At 67.3% G+C, this 16676-nt stretch carries 18 protein-coding genes; 16 read left to right on the top strand and 2 right to left on the bottom strand.

Annotated features, from left to right (window positions below):
• Window positions 1-16: 16 nt before the first annotated feature.
• Window positions 17-880 carry a LysR family transcriptional regulator AmpR gene (gene ampR / locus AC5P6E_RS00235; protein ID WP_019337535.1) on the bottom strand — a complete coding sequence of 288 codons (864 nt, stop codon included), beginning with the start codon at window positions 878-880 and terminating at the stop codon, window positions 17-19.
• 175 nt (window positions 881-1055) lie between these two features.
• Here ampR and blaL2 point away from each other — a divergent pair, with 175 nt between their 5' ends.
• From blaL2 to AC5P6E_RS00220, 3 genes are all read left to right on the top strand, one after another.
• Complete coding sequence (gene blaL2 / locus AC5P6E_RS00230; protein WP_019337536.1) at window positions 1056-1967, top strand: L2 family extended-spectrum class A beta-lactamase; 912 nt, start codon at window positions 1056-1058, stop codon at window positions 1965-1967.
• Between the two features lie 85 nt (window positions 1968-2052).
• Window positions 2053-3267 carry a cation:proton antiporter gene (locus tag AC5P6E_RS00225; RefSeq protein WP_010481576.1) on the top strand — a complete coding sequence of 405 codons (1215 nt, stop codon included), beginning with the start codon at window positions 2053-2055 and terminating at the stop codon, window positions 3265-3267.
• A gap of 55 nt (window positions 3268-3322) precedes the next feature.
• Window positions 3323-3967 (top strand): hypothetical protein, encoded by a 645-nt coding sequence (locus AC5P6E_RS00220; RefSeq protein WP_019337537.1) that lies wholly within the window; start codon window positions 3323-3325, stop codon window positions 3965-3967.
• A 76-nt stretch (window positions 3968-4043) separates the two neighbouring features.
• Here AC5P6E_RS00220 and AC5P6E_RS00215 read toward each other — a convergent pair whose 3' ends face one another.
• Window positions 4044-4787, bottom strand: coding sequence for a DUF3011 domain-containing protein (locus tag AC5P6E_RS00215; RefSeq protein ID WP_010481580.1), 744 nt, complete (start codon window positions 4785-4787; stop codon window positions 4044-4046).
• Between the two features lie 158 nt (window positions 4788-4945).
• Between AC5P6E_RS00215 and aspS the strand changes: the two genes are divergently transcribed.
• From aspS to tolA, 13 genes are all read left to right on the top strand, one after another.
• The gene (aspS, locus tag AC5P6E_RS00210) at window positions 4946-6697 is read left to right on the top strand and encodes an aspartate--tRNA ligase (protein WP_010481582.1); all 1752 of its coding nucleotides are present in this window, start codon (window positions 4946-4948) and stop codon (window positions 6695-6697) included.
• Window positions 6698-6713: 16 nt separating this feature from the next.
• The gene (locus AC5P6E_RS00205; protein ID WP_019337538.1) at window positions 6714-7034 is read left to right on the top strand and encodes a hypothetical protein; all 321 of its coding nucleotides are present in this window, start codon (window positions 6714-6716) and stop codon (window positions 7032-7034) included.
• Window positions 7035-7065: 31 nt separating this feature from the next.
• Window positions 7066-7587 carry a GNAT family N-acetyltransferase gene (locus tag AC5P6E_RS00200; protein ID WP_019337539.1) on the top strand — a complete coding sequence of 174 codons (522 nt, stop codon included), beginning with the start codon at window positions 7066-7068 and terminating at the stop codon, window positions 7585-7587.
• 75 nt (window positions 7588-7662) lie between these two features.
• On the top strand, window positions 7663-8295 hold the full coding sequence (locus tag AC5P6E_RS00195; RefSeq protein WP_019337540.1) for an esterase/lipase family protein: 633 nt from the start codon (window positions 7663-7665) through the stop codon (window positions 8293-8295).
• A gap of 174 nt (window positions 8296-8469) precedes the next feature.
• Complete coding sequence (locus AC5P6E_RS00190; RefSeq protein ID WP_019337541.1) at window positions 8470-9201, top strand: YebC/PmpR family DNA-binding transcriptional regulator; 732 nt, start codon at window positions 8470-8472, stop codon at window positions 9199-9201.
• Between the two features lie 105 nt (window positions 9202-9306).
• The gene (gene ruvC / locus AC5P6E_RS00185) at window positions 9307-9828 is read left to right on the top strand and encodes a crossover junction endodeoxyribonuclease RuvC (RefSeq protein ID WP_010481590.1); all 522 of its coding nucleotides are present in this window, start codon (window positions 9307-9309) and stop codon (window positions 9826-9828) included.
• 13 nt (window positions 9829-9841) lie between these two features.
• A complete protein-coding gene (gene ruvA / locus AC5P6E_RS00180) occupies window positions 9842-10435 on the top strand; it encodes a Holliday junction branch migration protein RuvA (protein WP_005410756.1) in 594 nt (197 codons plus the stop codon).
• A gap of 49 nt (window positions 10436-10484) precedes the next feature.
• The gene (locus AC5P6E_RS00175; RefSeq protein ID WP_019337542.1) at window positions 10485-12404 is read left to right on the top strand and encodes a potassium transporter Kup; all 1920 of its coding nucleotides are present in this window, start codon (window positions 10485-10487) and stop codon (window positions 12402-12404) included.
• A gap of 399 nt (window positions 12405-12803) precedes the next feature.
• On the top strand, window positions 12804-13844 hold the full coding sequence (gene ruvB / locus AC5P6E_RS00170) for a Holliday junction branch migration DNA helicase RuvB (RefSeq protein ID WP_019337543.1): 1041 nt from the start codon (window positions 12804-12806) through the stop codon (window positions 13842-13844).
• The gene (gene ybgC / locus AC5P6E_RS00165; RefSeq protein ID WP_010481597.1) at window positions 13834-14265 is read left to right on the top strand and encodes a tol-pal system-associated acyl-CoA thioesterase; all 432 of its coding nucleotides are present in this window, start codon (window positions 13834-13836) and stop codon (window positions 14263-14265) included. The genes ruvB and ybgC overlap by 11 nt, the downstream gene beginning before the upstream one ends.
• A gap of 10 nt (window positions 14266-14275) precedes the next feature.
• On the top strand, window positions 14276-15055 hold the full coding sequence (gene tolQ, locus AC5P6E_RS00160) for a protein TolQ (RefSeq protein WP_006438802.1): 780 nt from the start codon (window positions 14276-14278) through the stop codon (window positions 15053-15055).
• A 24-nt stretch (window positions 15056-15079) separates the two neighbouring features.
• Window positions 15080-15508 (top strand): protein TolR, encoded by a 429-nt coding sequence (gene tolR, locus AC5P6E_RS00155; protein ID WP_005410751.1) that lies wholly within the window; start codon window positions 15080-15082, stop codon window positions 15506-15508.
• Window positions 15498-16553, top strand: coding sequence for a cell envelope integrity protein TolA (tolA, locus tag AC5P6E_RS00150; RefSeq protein WP_019337544.1), 1056 nt, complete (start codon window positions 15498-15500; stop codon window positions 16551-16553). The genes tolR and tolA overlap by 11 nt, the downstream gene beginning before the upstream one ends.
• The last annotated feature ends 123 nt before the right edge of the window (window positions 16554-16676 follow it).

Here is a 16676-nt window from a genome sequence, read left to right as displayed (position 1 = left end):
CCACGTCGCCTGCGTTTCATCCCTGCGCCTGCAGCCACTCGCGGAAACGCTTCGCCGGTTCACGCTCGGCGCGCGAGCGCAATCGCGTCAGCCAGTAGCGCCCCAGCTCCAGCGTGGTGCTGAACGGCTGCAGCAGGCGACCTTCGGCCAGCTCCTGCTCGAACATGCGCAGCGGCAGCAGCGCCACGCCGGCGCCGCCGACCGCGGCCATCGCCACTGTCAATGACGAATCAAACACCGGCCCGCGGGCTTCCACGCCACTCACTCCTGCCGCCTGCAACCAGCGCGGCCATTCGTCGCTGCGGTAGGAGCGCAGCAGCGGCAGCGTGCCCAGGTCGCGCGGCTGTTTCAGCCGCCGCGCCAGTGCCGGCGCGCACAGCGGCGCGAACGGCGCGTCGAGGATCGCCGTGCAGGCCTGGCCCTGCCAATCGCCATCACCAAACCGGATGGCCAGGTCCAGGCCTTCGCCGGCCAGGTCGATGCGGTTGTTGTGGGTCTGCAGGCGCAGCTCGACGTCCGGGTGCGCGGCCTCGAATGCGGCCAGCCGTGGCAGCAGCCAGCCGGTGGCGAAGGTGCCGACCACGCCCAGCGTCAGCACTTCACGGGCCGGCCCGCCGGTATAGCGCGCAATGCTGGCGGAGATGCGCTCGAACGATTCGTTGAGCACCGGATACAGCGCCGCGCCTTCGTCGGTGAGCGCCACGCCGCGAGGCAGTCGGTGGAACAGGCGGATGCCGAGCCGGTCCTCCAGCCCACGGATCTGGTGGCTCAGCGCGGCCTGGCTGACACACAGCTCCAGCGCGGCACGGGTGAAGTTCTGGTGGCGGGCGGCGGCCTCGAAGGCGCGCAGCGCGTTCAGTGGCAGGGTGGGATGCAGCATCGTCGAGTCGTGAGCCTGGATGATGGCTGATCCTAACGCCTGGGCAGGGAAGGCCGCTAATCGCAGGAATTGATGCAATAGACATCAATAAATCTAATGGCTGGTGCTGAATTTTCGCGCTGGTCGTCCTGGCCGTGGGTTCCAATAATCGAACGGTCCCCAGGAGAACCCCCGCATGCTCGCCCGTCGCCGATTCCTGCAGTTCAGTGGTGCCGCTGTTGCTTCTTCGCTTGCCCTGCCGTTGCTGGCACGTGCAGCGGGCAAGGCCGCCGCCAACGCACCCACAGACACCGCCATCAACGCCGCCGGTGATTTCGCCGCGCTGGAAAAGGCCTGCGCAGGACGCTTGGGCGTGACCCTGCTCGATACCGCAAGCAGTCGCCGCGTCGGCCATCGCCAGGACGAGCGCTTCCCGATGTGCAGCACCTTCAAGAGCATGCTGGCCGCGACCGTGCTCAGCCAGGCCGAGCGCGCACCCGCGCTGCTCGACCGGCGCGTACCGGTGCGCGAGGCCGACCTGCTCTCGCACGCACCGGTCACCCGCCGTCATGCCGGCAAGGATATGACCGTGCGCGACCTGTGCCGGGCCACGATCATCACCAGCGACAACACCGCCGCCAACCTGTTGTTCGGCGTGGTCGGTGGCCCGCCGGCGGTGACCGCGTTCCTGCGCGCCAGCGGTGATGCGGTCAGCCGCAGCGACCGGCTGGAGCCGGAAATGAACAGCTTCGCCGAAGGCGACCCGCGCGACACCACCACACCGGCGGCGATGGCTGGTTCGCTGCAGCGTGTGGTGCTGGGGAAAGTGCTGCAGCCGGCGTCGCGGCAGCAGCTGGCCGACTGGCTGATCGATAACGAGACCGGCGACGCCTGCCTGCGCGCGGGCCTCGGCAAGCGCTGGCGCGTTGGCGACAAGACCGGCAGCAATGGCGAGGACGCGCGCAACGACATCGCCGTGTTGTGGCCGCGCGCGGGCGGCGCACCGTGGGTGCTGACCGCCTATCTGCAGGCCGGTGCGATCAGCAATGAGCAGCGCGCCCTGGTGCTGGCCCAGGTGGGCCGGATCGCCGATCGACTGATTGGATGAGGTAACCGGGGTCATTCAAACGTGGCTTGCCGGATCGGTTCGGCGCGCGCATCCTGCGCGCGTTCGAACCCCACGGAAGACCCCGATGAGCCATGAGTTGATCTACCTGCTGCTGATCTTCGCGCTGCTGGTGATCCCGCGCGCGCTGCAGCGCTTCAGCCTGCCCGCACCACTGACCTGCCTGCTGTTCGGCATCATCGGCATGCTCTGGCTGGGCGACCAGGCCCACGATGCGGTGATCGGCCTGCTGGCCACGCTGGGGATTTCCTCGCTGTTCCTGTTCGCCGGCCTGGAAGTGGACCTGCAGGCGCTGCGCCGTGGCATGTGGCCGCTGCTGGCGCATCTGGTGATCCGTACCGGCACGCTGTTCGGCGTAGGCTGGCTGGCCTGGCGCTACGCGGGATTGCCCTGGCAGGCTGCCGGCCTGCTGGCCCTGGCGCTGCTGACGCCCTCCACCGGTTTCATCATGGATTCGCTGTCGCGGCTGGGCCTGAGCGAGGACGAGCGGTTCTGGGTGACCAGCAAGGCCATCGCCGGCGAACTGCTGGCGCTGGCGGCGTTGTTCATCGTGCTGCAGGCGGGCGATCCGGGGCATATGGCGCTGTCCAGCCTGGCCCTGCTGGCGATGATGGTCGGCCTGCCGCTGCTGTTCATCGGCCTGGGCCGTTGGGTGGCGCCGCACGCGCCGGGCTCGGAATTCTCGCTGCTGGTGATGGTGGGCATGGTCGCGGCCTACATCACCTACCTGCTGGGCGTGTACTACCTGGTCGGCGCGTTCATCGCCGGGCTGGTCGCGCGCCTGCTGCACCAGCGCATGCCGTTGCTGGCCTCGCACGAGAACCTGCATGCGCTGCGCCTGTTCGCCTCGTTCTTCGTGCCGTTCTACTTCTTCAACGCCGGCACCAAGGTGCCCGCCGAAGCGCTCAGCTTCGAGGCCCTGGGGCTGGGCATCGTGATCACCCTGGTGGTGCTGCCGCTGCGCATCGGCGTGGTCTGGCTGCAGCGCCGGGTCATGTTCGGCGAGAGCTTCCGCAGCAGCCTGCGGGTCTCGCTGGCGTTGGCTCCGACCCTCATCTTCACCCTGGTGCTGGCGGCGATCATGCGCGAGCGCTTCCAGATTCCGGCGGTGCTGTTCGGCGCGCTGTTGCTGTATGCGGCGTTGACCACGCTGCTGCCGTCGCTGGTGTTCCGTACCCCGTTCGATGTCGATCCGGTCGAGCAGGAACCTGCGGGTGAAGGCGAAGCCGCGCCGGTGGCAGCCACAGAAACACTGCCGGCGGCATCTGCCCTCGATCGCTGAGCGGATGCTGCGCGTGCGGTTTGCGCACTTCGGCCATGGCCGTTAGGGTTGGGGTATGAAACTGCCTGCCGCCGTCACCGCTTCCGTCCTCCTGCTCAGCCTTGCTGCCTGTACGCAGCGCTCCGACACGGTCGCCCATGATCTGGCGACCGCACCGGCCGATGCCTTCATGGCCGCCATCGCCGCGCATTGCGGCCAGGCTTACGCCGGCAAGGTGGTGGAGGACACGCCGGCGCCGACAGGGAAGGACCCGTTCGCCGGGCAGCGCCTGGTGATGCATGTGCGCGGCTGCGCCGATCCGGCGCATGAGCTGCGCATCCCGTTCCACGTGGGGGATGACCACTCGCGTACGTGGGTGCTGATCCGCACGCCGAACGGGCTGCGCCTGAAGCACGACCATCGCCACGAAGACGGCAGCCCCGACGCGATCACCCTGTACGGTGGCGACAGCACGCCGCCGGGCACTGCCGAGCGCCAGCAGTTCCCGGCCGATGCCGATTCGGTGGCGATGTTCCGCCGCGCCGATATGCTGGCCTCCACGCACAACACCTGGGCGATGGAAATCGATCCCGACCAGACGTTCGTCTACGAGCTGACGCGCCCGGACGGCCGCCGCTTCCGCGTGCAGTTCGATCTGAGCAAGCCGGTCGACCTGCCGCCGCCGCCTTGGGGTGATGAGGCCGCGCAGCCAGCCCGGTAGCGCCGGGCCGTGCCCGGCGGGTTTTCTGCAGTTGACCGCGCCACTGCGCTCGCCGGGCATGGCCCGGCGCTACCCCTCACCGCGTGCCGAAACGTGCCCGGCAGCCGTTGCTCACCCACACCTGGCCACGCGAGTAGCCCCAGCTGCGGCCTTCCTGGCAGGCACTGCCGGACAGCTGCTGCTGCAGCACCGGACGGCCCTGGCGCTCATCCCAGTCGCAGGTCTGCGAGCGGTTGTTGTTGCTGCTGCAGGTCACCGTGTAATTGCTGTTTCCGCCGCCCCAGCCACCGCCGCCACCGCCCCAGCCACGGGCTTCGGCGAATTCGGCACGGCAACCGCCACTGACCCAGACTGCGCCATTGCGCACGCCCCAGGTACGCCCTTCGTTGCAGGGGCTGCCAGACAGCTGGCGGACCAGGCGGGCATTGCGCCAGCCGACCGGGCAGCTGCGCTCACGGTTGTTCTGGCTCTCGCAGCGGATGGTCTCGCCGGGCCGGCCGTTGTTGCCGCCCCAGCCACCGCCATTGCCGCCGCCCCAGCCACCGCGGGCCTCGACGAACTCCGCTCGGCAGCCGTTGGTGACCCAGATGCTGCCGTTACGGCTGCCCCAGGTTCGTCCTTCATCACAGTCCGAGCCGGACAGCTGGCGCACCAGCTGCGCATTGCGCCAGCCGGTGTTGCAGACCCGTTCGCGGTTGTTCTGGCTTTCGCAGCGGACCACGCCGCTCTGCGCATGCGCGGAAGGGGCGGGCAGGGCAAGGGTACCCAGGGCACCCAGGCTGAGGGTTACGGCCAGGCTGGCCAGGGACAGCGGTTTCATGGCGGCATCCCATACGGTGGCAGGTGCCCGACTATAGGGAGGGGGGCGATCAAGCCGGTGTGACTGGCCGGATTTGCCCCGGCCGGGGCCTCGGCCGCAGAATACGAGGCTTTCCGGCCCCCATCCGGTGCCGGCGTTCTCCAGCGGAGCTTCCCCCCATGCGTACCCACTTCTGCGGCCTGGTCGATGAGACCCTGATTGGCCAGACTGTCACCCTCGCCGGCTGGACCGACGTGGCCCGTAACCAGGGCGGCGTCTGCTTCATCGATCTTCGAGATCATGAAGGCATCGTGCAGGTGACCGTGGAAGTCGACAACGCCGACGTGTTTGCCGTGGCCGCGTCGCTGGGCTATGAGGACGTGCTGCAGGTGGAAGGCGTGGTGCGTGCCCGCCACGCGGTGAACGACAAGATGCGCACCGGCAAGGTGGAAGTGATCGCCACTGCCATCACCGTGCTGAACAAGGCCGCGCCGCTGCCGTTCCACGCCCACGAGAACCCGGGCGAAGAAACCCGCCTGAAGTACCGCTACCTGGACCTGCGCCGCCCGGAGATGCAGCGCATGCAGCGCACCCGCATCAAGCTGGTGCAGGCCCTGCGCCGCCACCTGGACGAGAAGGGCTTCCAGGACATCGAGACCCCGATCCTGACCAAGGCCACCCCGGAAGGCGCCCGCGACTTCCTGGTGCCGGCGCGCATGCACCCGGGCGAGTTCTACGCCCTGCCGCAGAGCCCGCAGCTGTTCAAGCAGATCCTGATGGTGGCCGGCTTCGACCGTTACTACCAGATCGCGCGCTGCTTCCGCGACGAAGCCCTGCGTGCCGACCGCCAGCTGGAATTCACCCAGCTGGACATGGAATTCGCCTTCGTCCGCGAGCGCGACGTGCAGGACTTCGTCGAAGACATGATCCGCGCCATCTTCAAGGAAGTGGTGGACGTGCAGCTGGACGCCAGCTTCCCGCGCATGACCTGGGCCGAGGCGATGCGTCGCTACGGTTCGGACAAGCCGGACCTGCGCATCGCGCTGGAACTGGTGGACGTGGCCGAGCTGGTCAAGGACAGCGAATTTGCCGTGTTCACCGGCCCGGCCAACGATGCCGAAGGCCGCGTTGCCGCGCTGCGCATCCCGGGCGGTGCGGCGCTCAGCCGCAAGCAGATCGACGAGTACGCCGCGCATGCCGCCAAGTACGGTGCCAAGGGTCTGGCCTACATCAAGATCGCCGACAACGGCGAAGTCAGCTCGCCGATCCAGAAGTTCTTCAGCGAGGAAAGCTTCGCTGCGCTGGTCGCGCACGTCGGTGCCGGCAACGGCGACATCGTGTTCTTCGGTGCCGGTGGCTACAACAAGGTCTCCGACTTCATGGGCGCGCTGCGCCTGAAGGCCGGCAAGGACTTCGGCCTGGTCGCCGACGGCTGGGCACCGCTGTGGGTCACCGACTTCCCGATGTTCGAGTGGGACGAGGAAGAACAGCGCTACGTCGCCCTGCATCACCCCTTCACCGCACCGGCCGTGGACGACATCGCCGACCTGCGCGCCAACGCCCGTACCGCCGTCTCGCGCGGCTACGACATGGTGCTCAACGGCAATGAGATCGGCGGTGGTTCGATCCGTATTCACCGTCCGGACATGCAGAGCGCAGTGTTCGAGCTGCTCGGCATCGGTGCCGAAGAAGCCCGCGCCAAGTTCGGCTTCCTGCTCGACGCGCTGAACTACGGCGCGCCGCCGCACGGTGGCATCGCCTTCGGCATCGACCGCATCGCCGCGCTGATGGCCGGCACCGAGTCGATCCGCGACGTCATCCCGTTCCCGAAGACCACCGGTGCACAGGATCTGATGACCGACGCGCCGTCGCCGATCGTCGACGCGCAGCTGGCCGAAGTGCACATCCAGGTTCGCCCCAAGACCAACTGATCAGGAGATCCAGGCAATGACCGAGTTCGCGTTTTCGCTGGAGTGGGAAAAGCTGGGCAATGAAGGCGCCGAGGCCAATCTGGTCACCGAGCGTGCACGCGTGTTCGGGGGGTGGCTGGTTCGTGTGGGTACCAACCCGGCGGCGATGGCCCTGACCTTCGTCGCCGACGGCGAAGGCCGTTGGGACGGTGAAGACTTCGGCGTCGAGGATTATGAGGACGACGAAGAGGAAGAGTACGACGAGGACGAGGAAGGCGAGGAAGAAGAGGACGAGGACGAAGAGGAATACGAGGAAGAGGACGAGGAAGAAGAAGCGGAATCGCCTGAAAAGGCTTGACCCGCCCTACGCCCTGACGTCAACTTCCTGCATGTATTCGATCCGCCGCGCCACTGTGGACGACGCGCCGACCCTGTCGGCGCTGGCTGCCCGCACGTTCACCGAAACCTTCGGCCATCTGTATCCGCCGCAGGACCTGCAGGCCTTCCTTGAGGAGGCCTACACGGTCGAGCGCCAGCGCGTGATCCTGGCCCACCCCGACTACGCGGTGTGGCTGCTGGAGCTGGACGGGGAGGCGGTCGGCCATGCCGCCGCCGGCCCCTGTGGCCTGCCGCATCCCGAGGTGAAACCCGGTGACGGCGAACTCAAGCGCCTGTACCTGATCAAGGCCCAGCAGAACTGTGGCTGGGGCAGCCGCCTGCTGGAAACCGCGCTGGCCTGGCTGGAGCACGAAGGCCCGCGCACGCTGTGGCTGGGCGTGTGGTCGGAGAACTTCGGCGCACAGCGCTTCTACGCCCGCTATGGATTCGAGAAGGCGGGCGAATATCTGTTCCCGGTCGGCGACACCCACGATCTTGAATTCATCCTGCGCCGCACACCGCGCGCAGCCTGACGTTCACCGCCGCTTGCTGCGCGCGCGTGTTCAATCACCGTACGTTCCCGCCCCGCTGACCGCCAGGCTGTTTGCATGACTCCCCCCGTATTGCTGCTGCATGGCATCTGGAATGCCCGTGCCTGGGTCGGGCCGCTGGCCTGGCGCCTGCGCGCACGTGGTTTCCAGGTGCACGCGTTCGGCTATTCCTCGGTATTCGGTGGTCCCGACGTGGCCGTGCCGCAGCTGCTGGAGCGGCTGACCGATGCCGGCCCGTTGTCGCTGGTCGGACACAGCCTGGGGGGATTGCTGGCGCTGGAGGCCTTGCGCCGCCAGCCGCAGCTGGATGTGCAGCGCGTGGTCTGCCTGGGCTCGCCGCTGCGCGGCAGTGGCACTGCGCGTTCGTTGTCCGAGCACGGCTGGGGCCTCGCGTTGGGGCGCAGCAGCGACCTGCTGCTGGATGGCCTGCCGGACTGGCAGGGCAGGGCCGAGGTTGGCCTGATCGCCGGTTCGGTGCCGCATGGGCTGGGCAGCCTGCTGGGGGCCATCGACGATGCCTCGGACGGCACCGTGACCCTGGCTGAGACGCGCCTGCCGGGTCTGGCCGACCATTGCGTGGTCCGCACCAGCCACAGTGGCCTGGTGGTGTCGCCCGACGCCGCACGGCAGACCGCCCATTTCCTGCGCCACGGCCAGTTCGACCACAGCCGCGACGCGGCCGCCGCGTAAGGCCCGGCGGTGGGACCGTTCTGTAGAGCCGAGCCCACGCTCGGCTGCATTCCGTCGGGCCCATTGAGCCGAGCATGGGCTCGGCTCTACAACAATACGGGCCTAGACACGGTTGCAGCGCCCGATCAGGTAGAATCCGCGCCTTGATCCTGAAGCAGCCAGACGGTAGCACCCATGGGTAGAGGCCCCTCCATCGAAGCCCGCAAGAACGCGTCCGACGCGAAGCGCGGCAAGATTTTCACCAAGATCATCCGTGAGATCGGCGTTGCCGCGCGCGGCGGTGGAGGCGACCCCAACAACAACCCGCGCCTGCGCGTGGCGATGGACAAGGGCCTGGCCGTGAACATGTCCAAGGACGTGATCGAGCGCGCCATCAAGAAGGCCACCGGTGAACTGGAAGGCGTCGATTACGAGGAAATCCGCTACGAGGGCTATGCCCCGGGCGGCGTGGCCGTGATCGTCGACTGCCTGACCGACAACCGCGTGCGCACCGTGGCCGATGTCCGCCATGCGTTCAGCAAGTGCGGCGGCAACATGGGCACCGAAGGCTCGGTGGCCTTCATGTTCAAGCGCCTGGGCGTGCTCAGCTTCGCCCCGGGCGTCGACGAGGAAGCCATCACCGAGGTCGCCATCGAGGCCGGCGCCGACGACATCGTGGTCTACCCGGACGATGGCTCGATCGATGTGGTCACCAGCCCTGACGCGTTCAACGCGGTCAAGGATGCAATGACCGCTGCGGGCCATGTCGCCGACCACGCCGAAATCACCTTCCGCGCGGACAACGACATCAAGGTCGAGGGCGAGGTTGCCCTGCAGGTCAAGAAGCTGCTGGACATGCTTGAAGACCTGGACGATGTGCAGGACGTGTATTCCAACGCCGAACTCGGCGCCGACGCCTACGCCTGAGCCGTCCACGACGGCCTGGGCGCGGGCCGTTGAACGGTCACCGCGGACAGTCATGAGCCCATACGCCTGCCAGCGCTTTCCGTTCCACCCCGCCAGGAGTGCAGCATGACCCGCATCCTCGGCATCGACCCCGGTTCGCAGCGGACCGGGGTCGGCATCATTGATGTCGACGCCACCGGAAAGGTCAGCCACGTGCATCACCAGCCGCTGGTGCTGCTGGGCGCCGACGACTTCCCGCAGCGCATGAAGCTGCTGGTGCTGGGCCTGGCTGACCTGTGCCGCGAGTACCAGCCGCAGGAAGTGGCCATCGAACGCGTGTTCATGGCCCGCAACCCCGATTCGGCACTGAAGCTGGGCCAGGCCCGTGGCGCGGCGATTTCCGCCGTGGTGCTGCGCGACCTGCCGGTGCATGAATATGCCGCCAGCGAGATCAAGCTGGCGGTGGTCGGGCGTGGTGGCGCCGAAAAGCAACAGGTTCAACACATGGTCGGGCTCATGCTCAACCTGAAAACCAAGCTGCAGGCCGACGCGGCCGACGCGTTGGCGGTGGCGATCACCCATGCCCACGTAAGGGCGACGGCCAACCGCCTGGGGCTCAGTGCCCGCCAGGCGTGGGGCCGCAAATGAGGAGCTGCACGCAATGATCGGTCGACTGCGCGGCATCGTCGCCTACAAGGCGCCGCCGTGGCTGGTGGTGGACGTGAACGGAGTGGGCTACGAGCTGGAGGCGCCGATGAGCACCTTCTACGACCTGCCCGAGCTCGGCCGCGAGGTCACCCTGTACACCCATTACTCGCAGAAGGAAGACAGCGTTTCGCTGTACGGCTTCCTGCGCGAGGGCGAGCGGCGTCTGTTCCGCGACGTGCAGAAGGTCAGTGGCATCGGCGCGAAGATCGCGCTGGCCGTGCTGTCCGGCGTCACCGTCGAGGAGTTCGCGCGCATGGTCCAGGCCGGCGACATCACTGCGCTGACTCGTATTCCGGGCATCGGCAAGAAGACTGCCGAGCGCATGGTGCTGGAACTGCGTGACCGCGCCGCCCAGTTTGGTGCCGGCGGCGCGCTGCCGACCGGCAGTGGCCCGGCCCCGGCTGACCCGCTGTCCGATGCCACCGTGGCCCTGCAGCAGCTGGGCTACAAGCCGGCCGAAGCCGCGCGCATGGCCCGCGACGCCTTCAATGAGGGCGACGAAGTGGCCACCGTGATCCGCAAGGCGCTGCAGTCGGCGCTGCGCTGACCCACCTTTCTTTCCCCCAACCCACCGCCTGAGCTTCGCCAGGAGTCCCATGTCCAGCAGTCAAACCCCGCACGCAGCCGCCCCAGGCGGCCATGGTCACGCCCCTCCAGCCGGAGGCCTGGCGCTGATCATTGGTGCGATCGGCGTGGTCTTCGGCGATATCGGTACCAGTCCGCTGTACACCCTGAAGGAGGCGTTCTCGCCGCACTACGGGCTCAACAGCGACCACGACACGGTACTGGGCGTGCTCTCGCTGGCGTTCTGGGCACTGAACATCGTGGTCACGCTGAAGTACGTGACCATCATCATGCGCGCCGACAATGACGGCGAAGGCGGCATCATGGCGCTGATGGCGCTGACCCAGCGCACGCTGCGCAACGGGTCACGCTCGGCGTACGTGGTCGGCATCCTCGGCATTTTCGGTGCCTCGCTGTTCTTCGGCGATGGCGTGATCACGCCGGCGATTTCGGTGCTGGGCGCCGTCGAAGGCCTGGAGGTGGCCGCGCCGGGCCTGCATGCCTTCATCGTGCCGATCACCGTGGTGGTACTGCTGATGGTGTTTGCCGCGCAGCGCTTTGGCACCGAGAAGATCGGCAAGGCCTTCGGCCCCATCACGTCGGTCTGGTTCATTTCGCTGGCCGCGATCGGTATCTACAACATCGTCGACGCGCCGGAAGTGCTGAAGGCCTTCAACCCCTGGTGGGCGATCCGCTTCTTCATGGAGCACAGCTGGCACGGCATCTTCATCCTCGGCGCGGTGGTGCTGGCAGTGACCGGCGGCGAAGCGCTGTACGCCGACATGGGCCATTTCGGCGCCAAGCCGATCCGCCACGCCTGGTATTTCTTCGTTCTGCCGTGCCTGGTGCTGAACTACCTGGGGCAGGGCGCACTGGTGCTCAACCACCCAGAGGCGCTGAAGAACCCCTTCTTCGAGGCGGTGCCGCCGTGGGCGCTGTATCCGATGATCATCCTGGCCACCATGGCCGCGGTGATCGCCTCGCAGTCGGTCATCACCGGTGCGTTCTCGGTCTCGCGCCAGGCCATGCAGCTGGGCTACATCCCGCGCATGCGCATCAAGCACACCTCGCACGACACCATCGGCCAGATCTACATCCCGGGCATCAACTGGGGCATCGCGGTGATGGTGATCGGCCTGGTGCTGGCCTTCCGCAGCTCGTCCAACCTGGCCGTGGCCTACGGCATCTCGGTGTCGGCGACGATGCTGATCGACACCCTGCTGCTGGCCCTGGTGGCCCGCTCGCTGTGGCCAAAGGCACGCAAGTGGATCCTGCCGCTGTGCGTGGTGTTCTTCATCATCGACCTCGGCTTTGTCATCGCCAATGGCGCCAAGCTGCTGCAGGGCGCCTGGTTCCCGGTGGTGCTGGGCATCTTCCTGTTCACCATGATGCGTACCTGGCGCCGTGGCCGCGAGCTGCTGCGCGATGAGATCCGCAAGGACGGCATCCGCCTGGATACCTTCCTGCCGGGCCTGATGCTGGCACCGCCGGTACGCGTGCCGGGCACTGCGGTATTCCTCACCGCCGACCCGACCGTGGCCCCGCATGCGCTGATGCACAACCTCAAGCACAACAAGGTGCTGCACGAGCGCAACGTGTTCCTGCACGTGGAAACCCTGCCGATTCCGTATGCGATGGAAGGGCAGCGACTGAAGATCGAATCGGTAGGCGACGAGTTCTATCGCGTCTACGTGCGCTTCGGCTTCATGGAGACCCCGGACGTGCCGCTGGCGCTGATGCGCTCGTGCGACCACGGCGGGATCTACTTCGACCCGATGGACACCACCTTCTTCGCCAGCCGCGAGACCATCGTGGCCACCGCCAATCGCGGCATGCCAATCTGGCGCGACAAGCTGTTCGCGCTGATGCACAGGAATGCTGCTCCTGCGACCGGCTTCTTCCGGATTCCGGGTAACCGGCTGGTGGAACTCGGCGCGCAGGTGGAGATTTAATCTCCACCGTCGATCCATCCAACCTACCGTGTCGACCAAGGTCGACACCCACCAAGAGCAGGCCATACCGTGTCGACCAAGGTCGACACCCACCAAGAGCAGGCCATACCGTGTCGACCAAGGTCGACACCCGCCAGGAGCAGGCAGAGCAGGCCACGCCATCCAGACAGACTGCGGCGATCTGTCGAAGGCGGGGGTGGGTCCGGTTGAGGGGGTGTGAGCGGCATGGATGCCGCGACCAAGCCCCCATGGATGGGTTTACGGCGTCCCCCGCAACCGGACCCACCCCGCCAATCCCCAGGAAGACCGCTTCGGCTGTTGCTCTGGATGTTGACGTTGCCTCTGCGGGTGCCGGGCGCAGTCCGGCCGAAACCCGTACTTTTGCCGCATAATCAGCACATGACCGACGACCGCATCATCGGCGCCGGCGCCACCCGCGAGGATGACGCCGCCGACGCCAGCATCCGCCCCAAGCGCCTTGCCGACTACCTCGGCCAGGTGCCGGTGCGCGAGCAGATGGAGATCTACATCCAGGCGGCCAAGGGGCGTGGCGACGCGCTCGACCACGTGCTGATCTTCGGGCCGCCCGGCCTGGGTAAGACCACCCTCAGTCATGTCATCGCCAACGAACTGGGCGTGGCCCTGCGCGTGACCTCCGGCCCGGTGATCGAGAAGGCCGGTGACCTCGCCGCGCTGCTGACCAACCTGCAGCCGCACGATGTGCTCTTCATCGACGAGATCCATCGCCTGTCGCCGGTGGTCGAGGAAGTGCTGTACCCGGCGATGGAAGATTTCCAGATCGACATCATGATCGGCGAAGGCCCCGCCGCCCGCTCGATCAAGATCGACCTGCCGCCGTTCACCCTGATCGGTGCCACCACCCGTGCCGGCCTGCTGACCGCGCCGCTGCGCGACCGCTTCGGCATCGTCCAGCGCCTGGAGTTCTACAGCGTCGAGGAGCTGACCCGGATCGTGCGCCGCTCGGCGGCCATTCTGGCCATCGACTGCACCGCCGATGGGGCAGGGGAGATCGCGCGCCGCGCGCGTGGCACCCCGCGTATCGCCAACCGCCTGCTGCGCCGCGTGCGCGACTACGCGCAGGTCAAGGCCGGCGGCCACATCGACGAGGCCGTGGCACAGGCTGCCATGCAGATGCTGAAGGTCGACCCGGAGGGCTTCGACGAGCTTGACCGCCGTCTGCTCAAGACCATGGTCGACTACTTCGATGGCGGCCCGGTCGGCATCGAATCGCTGGCCGCGGCACTGTCCGAAGAGCGCGGCACGCTGGAAGACGTGGTCGAGCCGTACCTGATCCAGCAGGGTTTCCTGGTGCGTACCGCGCGCGGCCGCATGGCGACTCACAAGGCCTACCGGCACATGGGCCTGAAGCCGAAGAACCCGCCGCAGGACCTGTTCGCGGAGGTTCCCGATGTCGGTTGAGCCCCGATTCAGTTGGCCGACACGCATTTACTGGGAAGATACCGACGCAGGTGGCGTGGTTTACCACGCCCGCTACGTGGCCTTCATGGAACGGGCCCGGACCGAATGGATGCGTGCGCTGGGCTACGGCCAGGAGCGCATGCGCGCCGAGCATGGGATGGTCTTCGCGGTGCGCTCGATGCAGATGGATTTCATCAGGCCGGCACGGCTGGATGACACCCTGCAGGTGAGTGCCCGCCTGGTCCAGCTGAAGAAGGCCAGCATGGTCTTCGACCAGCAGATCCTGCGCGACGGCGAACTGCTGCTGTCGGCGCAGGTCCGCATCGCCGCACTGGAAGCGGCCAGTTTCCGCCCGCGTGGCATGGACGAGGCCGTCCTTGCCGTGCTGCAACCCCACCTCCACCCCGAATCCGAACACTGAGGAACAACGGATGATCGCAACGCTCCTGGCCCTGCAGGCCACGGTCACCGAGGCACTGCCGGCCGACGTCAGCAACGCCGCGACACAGACCCTTGCCCAGGCCACCACCGGCGGCGGCATCAACTACCTCGAACTGATGGCCAAGGCCAGCCTGCCGGTGAAGATCATCGTGCTGCTGCTGCTGGTCGGCTCGTTCGTCAGCTGGGTGATCATTTTCCGCAAGGCCCGCGTGTTCAAGCAGGCCACCCGCGAAGCCGACGAGTTCGAGAACCGCTTCTGGTCCGGTGCGGACCTGGGCAAGCTGTACAGCTCGGCCACCGACCGCAGCCGCAATGTCGGCGGCCTGGAAGCCATCTTCGAAGCCGGTTTCCGCGAATACACCCGCCTGCGCGACAAGCGTCGCCTGGATGGCCGCGCGCAGCTGGAAGGCGCGCAGCGTGCCATGCGCACCACCTACACCCGCGAAGTGGACCAGCTCGAGCGCAACCTGGAACTGCTGGCCAACATCGGCTCGACCGCGCCGTACGTGGGCCTGGTCGGCACCGTGTTCGGCATCATGGTGACCATGCACGACATGATCAGCAGCGGTGCGCAGGCCGGCATCGCCGCCGTCGCGCCAGGCATCTCCGAAGCCCTGTTCGCCACCGCGATCGGCCTGTTCGTGGCGATTCCGGCAGTGTGGGCCTACAACCGCTTCACCACCCGCGTAGAGCGCATGTCGGTGCGGTTCGAGACCTTTGCCGAAGAGTTCAGCTCCATCCTGCAGCGCCAGAGCGCTGGCGACGAGTAAGCGCCTGACCCGGGAGTCCAAGCCATGTCCGCTGCCATCGGTCGCCGCAAGCGCCGCAAGCTGAAATCGGAAATCAACGTCGTTCCCTACATCGACGTCATGCTGGTGCTGCTGATCATCTTCATGGTCACCGCGCCGCTGCTCACGCTGAGCTTCGACGTCGACCTGCCGCAATCCAACGCCAAGGCGCTGGAGAGCAAGCAGGACCCGGTGATCGTCTCGGTGCGCCAGGACGGCCAGCTCAGCCTGAAGCTGCCCGACGCCAAGGAACCGACCGCTGTGTCGGCCGAGGAACTGGAAGGCCGCCTGGCCGGCATCGCCGCCCAGGACAAGGGCGTGCGCGTGATCGTCGCCGCCGACCGTGCCGTGGCCTATGAAAAGGTCATCGCTGCGATGGATGTGATCAAGCGCGCCAAGGTAGACAAGGTAGGCCTGGCCACCGATGCACGCTGACGCCCTGCCACCTCCACAGCAGCGCGAACCCGGCTGGGGCCTGCCCCTGGCGCTGGCGTTGCTGGTGCACCTGCTGGTCGCGCTGGTCTTCATCGTGGCCTGGTTCTGGTCGCCCGAGCGCAACACCGACGCCGCCGCAGGCGATCCCTCGGTCGAGGCCAGCCTGGCGCTGTCCGCGTCCGAGGCCTCCGCCGCACGCCAGGCCCTGCGCCAGTCGGAGAAGCTGGAGGACCTGCCGCCGCCGGTGGCCGAACCGATCCCCGTACCGGAAGACACCATTCCGCCGCCGCAGCCGATTCCCGAACCGCGCCCGCAGGACGCTCCCACGCCCCAGCAGCAACAGGCGCAGGAGCGCGTCGCACAGCCGGACACCAAGGACCAGGAAGCAGTGAGCGCGCTGGCCATCTCGCAGGAGAAGGCCAAGCAGGAGCAGGAAGCCAAGCGCCGCCAGGAGCAGATCGACCTGACCGAACGCAAGCGCCAGGAAGAAGCGGAGCAGAAGCTGCGCCTGGCCAAGCAGCAGGAAGAAGACGCGAAGAAGAAGCTGGCCGATCAGGCGCGCCAGGCCGCAGACAAGGCCGAGGCCGAGAAGCAGAAGAAGATCGCCGAGATCCGTGCCCGCCGCGAGCAGGCCGAGAAGGAAGCCAAGCTGGCCGAGCGGAAGCTGCGCGAGGTCGCCGCCGCGCGCAATGCCGCCGGCAGTGCCGCCGCCGGTGCCAGCGGTGCATCCCAGCCAGCCGCCGGTGGTGGCGGCAACAGCGACGATCTATCGGCCAAGTACGCTGCCGCGATCCAGGCCAAGGTGCTGTCGCAGTGGGTGCGCCCGGATACGGTGCCGCTGGGTCAGCGTTGCCAGATCACCATCACCCAGATTCCGGGTGGCACGGTGATGCAGGCCAAGGTCAGCCCGAACTGCCCGTACGACGAGGCCGGCAAGCGTTCGATCGAGGCCGCCGTGCTCAATGCGCAGCCGCTGCCGTACCGCGGCTTCGAGTCGGTATTCGCGCGCACGCTCAACTTCACCTTTACCGCCCAGGATCGCTGAGGCGGGCAGGGCAGGGTGGCTTCCGGGCCACCTGCGCCCACGGATGTCGCGCTCGCCTCTGGCAGGTCTGGTTTCGGCCGGGCAGGGTGTGGGCTGCTGTCGAACACCGCCCCACAGGGCGGC

Source organism: Stenotrophomonas sp. YJH_SMC_16 (genome assembly GCF_059367875.1).
This window is presented reverse-complemented; position numbering and strand designations above follow the sequence as displayed.